Origin of the sequence: Paraburkholderia sp. RL18-085-BIA-A, from assembly GCF_046027075.1 — a bacterium.
Taxonomy (GTDB): Bacteria; Pseudomonadota; Gammaproteobacteria; order Burkholderiales; family Burkholderiaceae; genus Paraburkholderia.
The window spans coordinates 1-5,986 of sequence record NZ_JARESU010000264.1; the positions used below are offsets into that span (position 1 = coordinate 1).

The following is a 5,986-nucleotide window of genomic DNA, read 5'->3' on the forward strand; positions in this document are numbered from 1 at the left end:
ACCACGCCCCCCGTAAAAATCCACGGGTGGCGGGTGCCCCCCCCACCGGCCAACGCGCATCGCCAGCCGTTCAAGGCAGCGACTTGATGCAGTGGCTTAATGCAATCGCTTAAGGCAGCGCCGTTTCCGAAACCGGCGGCGTCTTGCCGAGTTCCTTCCTCACGCCTTCCGCGTAACTCGGGTCGACCTTCTCGAACAGCGCCAATTGCCGCTCGACGATCTCCTTCGACACGCCCGCCATCGCTTCAGCGATATTGCGGTACAGGCGCTCGCGTTGCCCCGCGTCGAACAGCTTGTACAGCGCACGGGGATAGGTGTAGTAATCGTCGTCCTCGCGATGGTTGTAGCGCTGGATCGTGCCTTCCACCTTCAGCGGCGGCTCGTTGACCGACGCGTCCTGCGGGAATGCCCCGAACCGGTTCGGCTCGTAGTTCGGCGTGGCGCCGAGATTGCCGTCCGTGCGCATGCCGCCGTCGCGATGATAGGTGTTCAGGTTCGGCGTGCGCGGCGCATTCACCGGGATCTGATGATGGTTGATGCCGAGCCGATAGCGGTGCGTGTCGCCATACGAGAAGAGGCGCCCCTGCAACAGACGGTCCGGCGAGAAACCGATGCCAGGCACGACATTGGCCGGCGTGAAGGCGGCCTGCTCGACGTCGGCGAAATAATTCTCCGGATTCCTGTTCAGTTCGAGCACGCCGACGTCGATCAGCGGGTAGTCCTTATGCGACCACACCTTGGTGATATCGAACGGATTTTCCTTGCGCGCATAAGCTTCGGCTTCCGGCATGATCTGCACGCAGAAGCGCCACTGCGGGAAGTTCTTCTTTTCGATCTGTTCGAACAGATCGCGCTGCGCGCTTTCGCGGTCGCGGCCAATCAGTTCGGTGGCCTCGGCGTTCGTATAGTTCTCGATGCCTTGCTTCGACTTGAAGTGGAACTTCACATAGAAGCGCTCGTTTTGCGCATTGATCAGCGAGAACGTGTGCGAGCCGTAGCCGTTCATCTGCCGGTAGTTCTTCGGAATGCCGCGGTCGCTCATCAGGATCGTGACCTGGTGCAGCGATTCCGGATTGCGCGACCAGAAGTCCCACACCATGTTGGCGTCGCGAAGATTGTTCTTCGGATCGCGCTTTTGCGTATGGATGAAGTCCGGGAATTTCAGCGGATCGCGGATGAAAAACACCGGCGTATTGTTGCCGACCAGATCCCAGTTGCCTTCCTCGGTATAGAACTTGATCGAGAAGCCGCGCACGTCGCGTTCCGCGTCGGCCGCGCCGCGTTCGCCCGCGACCGTGGAGAAGCGCAGGAATAGCGGCGTGACCTTGCCGAGCTCAAAGACCTTGGCTTTGCTGTAACGGGTGATGTCGTGCGTGATGGTGAGCGTGCCGAATGCGCCGGAGCCCTTGGCATGGACGCGCCGCTCGGGAATGACTTCACGGTCGAAGTGAGCGAGTTTTTCGATCAGCCAGAAGTCCTGCAGCGTGATCGGGCCGCGCGGGCCGACGGTTTCCGAATTCTGGTTATCACCGACCGGCGCTCCGGCCGCAGTCGTCAAAGTGCGATTCGTCATGGCGTTTCCTTAGCTTGCTTGCGGGGGAGGTGCATGAATCGCGATCGTCGCGATCCGTGCTCAGCTGCGCGCCGACTGCCAGATCGTCCAGCGCGACATTTAGTCTAGCAAGGCTTACCGCCTATTGCTCAGTCAATAGTTGTTAATTGACCTGAAGTGGAGTGAGGGATGCGCGGCGCATTCGACGGCGCGGCAAGTGCTTCCAACGGGCTTCAAACGCCCGGCGCATCCGGCGGTACTCCCAGCAATTGCAGCGCGCCGCCCGTTACTCCGCTGAACACCGGCCCTGCCACCGTGCCGCCGTAAAACGCCTTGCCGGCCGGATCGTCGATCATCACCGCGACGATCAGCCGAGGGTCGCTCATCGGCGCCATGCCGACGAACAGCGCGCGATAGCGGTTCTTCGCGTAAGCCGCGCCGACCTGTTTGCGCGCCGTACCGGTCTTGCCGCCGATCCGGTAGCCCGTCACCGCCGCCGCGCGTCCCGTCCCGCCTTCGCCGGTCGCCATTTCCAGCATCGTGCGGATCGCCCGCGCGGTTGCCGGTTTCGTCACCGCGAGGTTGCGATCGGCGGACGGCGGCTGCGCGGCGGCGCCCGCTGCATCGCGTAGCAGACTCACGCGCTGCATCGTGCCGTCGCCGGCATACGCGGTATAGACCTGCGCGATCTGCAGCAGCGAAGCGGACAGCCCGTAGCCATACGCCATGGTCGCTTGTTCGATCGGGCGCCAGCGTTTGTACGGACGCACCTTGCCGGACGCGACGCCCGGAAAGGTCAGTTCGGGCCGCAGACCGAGCCCGTATTGCTGGTATTTGGTCCAGATCTTCTCGGCCGGCAGGTTCAGCGCGAGCTTGGCGAGCGCGATATTGCTCGACTTCTGCACCGCTTCGGAGACGGTCATCACGCCGTGATTCGACGTGTCGTGAATCACGGCCGGGCCGATCCTGTACCAGCCGGGCGCGGTGTCGATCACGCTTTGCGGCCGCACCTTGCCCTCGTCGATCGACAACGCGACGACCACTGGCTTGATCGTCGAGCCCGGTTCGAAGGTATCGACCACCGCGCGGTTGCGCAGTTGCCGGCCGGTCAGGCGGGCGCGGTCATTCGGGTCGAAGCTCGGATAGTTGGCAAGCGCGAGAATCTCGCCGTTGCGCGCGTCGAGCACCACGACGCTGCCGGCGTCGGCGTGATGTTTCGCAATCGCTTCCTTCAACTGCGCGTACGCGAGTTGCTGGATGCGCCGGTCGATCGTCAAATGGATCGTCTCGCCGTTGCGCGCGGGCACCAGCGGCCGCGTCTCGGACACCACGCGGCCGAGCCTGTCCCGGATCACCTCGCGGTGGCCTGGCACGCCGAGCAACTGCTCGTTGGCGGCCAGTTCGACGCCTTCCTGGCCGTTGTCCTCGATATCCGTGAAGCCGACCACGTGCGCGGCCGACTCGCCTTCGGGATAAAAGCGCTTCGAATCCGCGATCTGCGTAATGCCGGCGAGGCCCAGCCGGGACAGATGCGCGGCGGTGTCGGCGTCCACCTGGCGTTTGAGCAGTACGAAAGTCTTGTCGCCGTTCAGGCGCCGGCGCAATTCCGCGAGCGGCAGGTCGAGCAGCTTGGACAGCGGCGGGAAGGCGGCCTCGTCGATCAGCTTGGGCGACGCCCAGATTTCGTACGTCGCGAGGCTGACGGCGAGCATCGAGCCGTTGCGATCGACGATCCGTCCGCGGGTCGCGTCGAGCTCGATGGTGCGCTGATAGCGCTTTTGACCCTGATCGACGTAGAAGTCCTGGTTCACGACCTGGACCCAGAACGCGCGGCCCGCGAGCGCTGCGAACGCACCGAACACCAGCAGGACGATGAACTTCGAACGCCACGCGGGCAAACGCGCGGCCAGCAGCGGGTTCTTCGCGACGGGCGCGTACGGATCATGCGGCTGCGATTTTTTCTTCTGGGTCATTGGGTGTGGATAACGAACTCGATTAACGTGCATCTGCGCCGCCCGGATCGGCGGCGAACGGCTTGAGTTGGCAACTGCCGCGTGAGGCCGGCGCGACGACGGCGGGGTCGCGGTTAGCGTTGGTATCGTCCGGATTGTAATCAGAACGTAATCTGTATGCGAGCTTCATGCAAGCGGAGAGTGGCAGCGCAGCACGTCGTGCAAGGTGCCGCCGCCGAGTGCAATGCTGATGGTGCCGACCGAGGCGCAGGCTGAAGAATTACTCGCCACGGCGCAGGGTCATCGGCGCGTCGGCCATCGCTGCGGCGACAATCGCAGGCAATTGGGGGAGATGCAGCAGCACGACGCGGGCGCTTGACTGGCTTGACTGAGCGGCGCTTGCGCATGGCCTGGTCAGGGTGGGTCGCCCCATCCCGCGCGTCGGAAAGCAGCGGTTGCTCGAGGGAACGTGGCAAGCGTTGGCCGAGTACGGCGAGCGAGGCGAGAGGAGACGGGACGGGACGGGACGGGACGAGACGGGACGGGACGGGACGGGACGGGACGAGACGAGACGGGAGGAGACGAGACGGGAGGAGACGAGACGGGACGAGACGAGACGAGCAGAACGGCCGCGTGCCGAGAAACAAAAAAGCCGCGCGGACTTGCAAAATCCGCGCGGCTGATTCGTTCGATCAATGCGTCGACTCCGACGCGGCGTGTTAAAGAGGCGCTCTGCCTGTCGAGCGCCTTCTTTTTTAGGTGCTTCTGTTTAGCGTCACCTCAAGCGTCAAGCCGGCAACGCGAAACTCGAAATCGCCTCGCGCAGCACACCCACCTGGTCCTTCAGCGAATGAGCCGCGGCCGCGGCCTGTTCGACGAGCGCCGCGTTCTGCTGCGTCACCTGATCCATTTCGCCGACCGCGCGATTGACCTGCTCGATGCCCGCGCTCTGCTCGCGCGAAGCGTTGCTGATCTCCTCGAGAATTTCGTTCACACGACGCACTGACTGCACGATCTCGCTCATCGTCGAACCCGCGTTGGCGACCAGCGCGGCGCCGGTGTCGACGGTATCCGTCGAAGTTTCGATCAACGCCTTGATCTCCTTGGCCGCGGTCGCCGAGCGCTGCGCGAGGCTGCGCACTTCGGCGGCGACCACCGCGAAGCCGCGTCCCTGTTCGCCGGCGCGGGCCGCTTCGACGGCCGCGTTGAGCGCGAGAATGTTGGTCTGGAACGCAATGCCGTCGATCACGCCGATGATGTCGCCGATCTGCCTGGAGCTGGCGGTGATCTCGCCCATCGTGCGCACCACGTCGTCGACCACGCGGCTGCCGCGCGTGGCCACGTCCGCGGCCTGGCCGGCCAGCTGCGCGGCCTGCATCGCACTGTCCGCGTTCTGCTTCACGTTGACGGTCATCTGGTCCATGCTCGACGCGGTTTCGACGAGCGCCGCGGCCTGTTCCTCGGTGCGCTGAGAGAGATCCGTGTTGCCGGCGGCGATTTCGGTCGCGCCGATGTTGATGTTCTCGGTGCCCAGACGCACGCGCGACACCGTTTCGACAAGACCGGCCTGCATGGTCTGCAGCGCATGCAGCAGGCTGCCGCTGTCGTGCGGGGCGACCGGCACGCGAGTGGCGAGATTGCCCTGCGCCATCAGTCGCGCGTGTTCGAGGGCCACTTCGAGATCGCCGCCGAGCGAGTGGCGAATGCTGCGCAGCACCAGCAGCATGACGGCCGTGGCGATCGCGCCGAGCGTCACGGTGATCGCGAGCCAGCGCAACAGATTGGCGTAGAACGCGCTTTGCACGTCGTCCATGTACATGCCGGTGACGAGATACCAGTCCCACGGCACGAAATGCGCCGAGTAGCTGGTCTTGGCCACCGGCTGGTCGCTGCCGGGCTTGGCCCACAGATAGTCGACGAAGCCGCCGCCATCGTGATTGCCCGCGTTGACGATATCGACGAACAGATGGTGGCCCGCCGGGTCGGCGAACTGCGCGAGATTCTTGCCCACCATGTCCTGCTTGAAGGGATGCATCAGCATGACCGGCTGCGAATCGTTGACGGAGATGTAGCCGTCCTTGCCGTAACGCATCGCGGCCAGCATGTCGAGCGCCTGCTTCTTCGCGTCGGCTTCGGAGAGCGTGTGCTGTTGGGCCAGCGTGTAGTAGCGGGCGACGATGTGGTTGCCCTGATCGATCAGCGCGGTTAGTTGATCACGGCGGTCCGAGATCATCGACGCACGGTTTTGCCATGCGCCGAAGCCGCCGATCAGAATCAGGCCGATCCACAGAACGGCAATCATGGAGGCCAGTTTTTTGTTCAGAGTCATGGCAATGAAATTTGCTTTTGCAGGGTGGTCGATCGGTGTTGAGTTCGCTTGTGGCGATTGGTTTGTTGCTCACTGTGTTTACGGCGCGGCGGTGTTCGTCGCGCAGGCAGGGGAAACCCGTTGTTTTCAGTTGTTATTCGTCTGATTTATAGG

The 5,986-nt window shown here is 63.7% G+C and carries 5 protein-coding genes; 2 read left to right on the plus strand and 3 right to left on the minus strand.

Features of this window, described 5'->3' with window-relative positions:
* Positions 1–109 precede the first annotated feature (109 nt).
* Positions 110–1,573, minus strand: a complete 1,464-nt coding sequence (locus P0D89_RS50460) for a catalase (RefSeq protein ID WP_408379271.1) — start codon at positions 1,571–1,573, stop codon at positions 110–112.
* A gap of 212 nt (positions 1,574–1,785) precedes the next feature.
* Positions 1,786–3,525 (minus strand): peptidoglycan D,D-transpeptidase FtsI family protein, encoded by a 1,740-nt coding sequence (locus tag P0D89_RS50465; RefSeq protein ID WP_408362457.1) that lies wholly within the window; start codon positions 3,523–3,525, stop codon positions 1,786–1,788.
* Positions 3,526–3,748: 223 nt separating this feature from the next.
* Here P0D89_RS50465 and P0D89_RS50470 point away from each other — a divergent pair, with 223 nt between their 5' ends.
* On the plus strand, positions 3,749–3,883 hold the full coding sequence (locus P0D89_RS50470) for a hypothetical protein (protein WP_408362458.1): 135 nt from the start codon (positions 3,749–3,751) through the stop codon (positions 3,881–3,883).
* A gap of 408 nt (positions 3,884–4,291) precedes the next feature.
* On the opposite strand, the gene P0D89_RS50475 is transcribed toward P0D89_RS50470, so the two are convergent.
* Positions 4,292–5,833 (minus strand): methyl-accepting chemotaxis protein, encoded by a 1,542-nt coding sequence (locus P0D89_RS50475; RefSeq protein ID WP_408362459.1) that lies wholly within the window; start codon positions 5,831–5,833, stop codon positions 4,292–4,294.
* A gap of 4 nt (positions 5,834–5,837) precedes the next feature.
* On the opposite strand from P0D89_RS50475, the gene P0D89_RS50480 reads away from it, so the two are divergent.
* A complete protein-coding gene (locus P0D89_RS50480) occupies positions 5,838–5,978 on the plus strand; it encodes a hypothetical protein (protein ID WP_408362460.1) in 141 nt (46 codons plus the stop codon).
* The last annotated feature ends 8 nt before the right edge of the window (positions 5,979–5,986 follow it).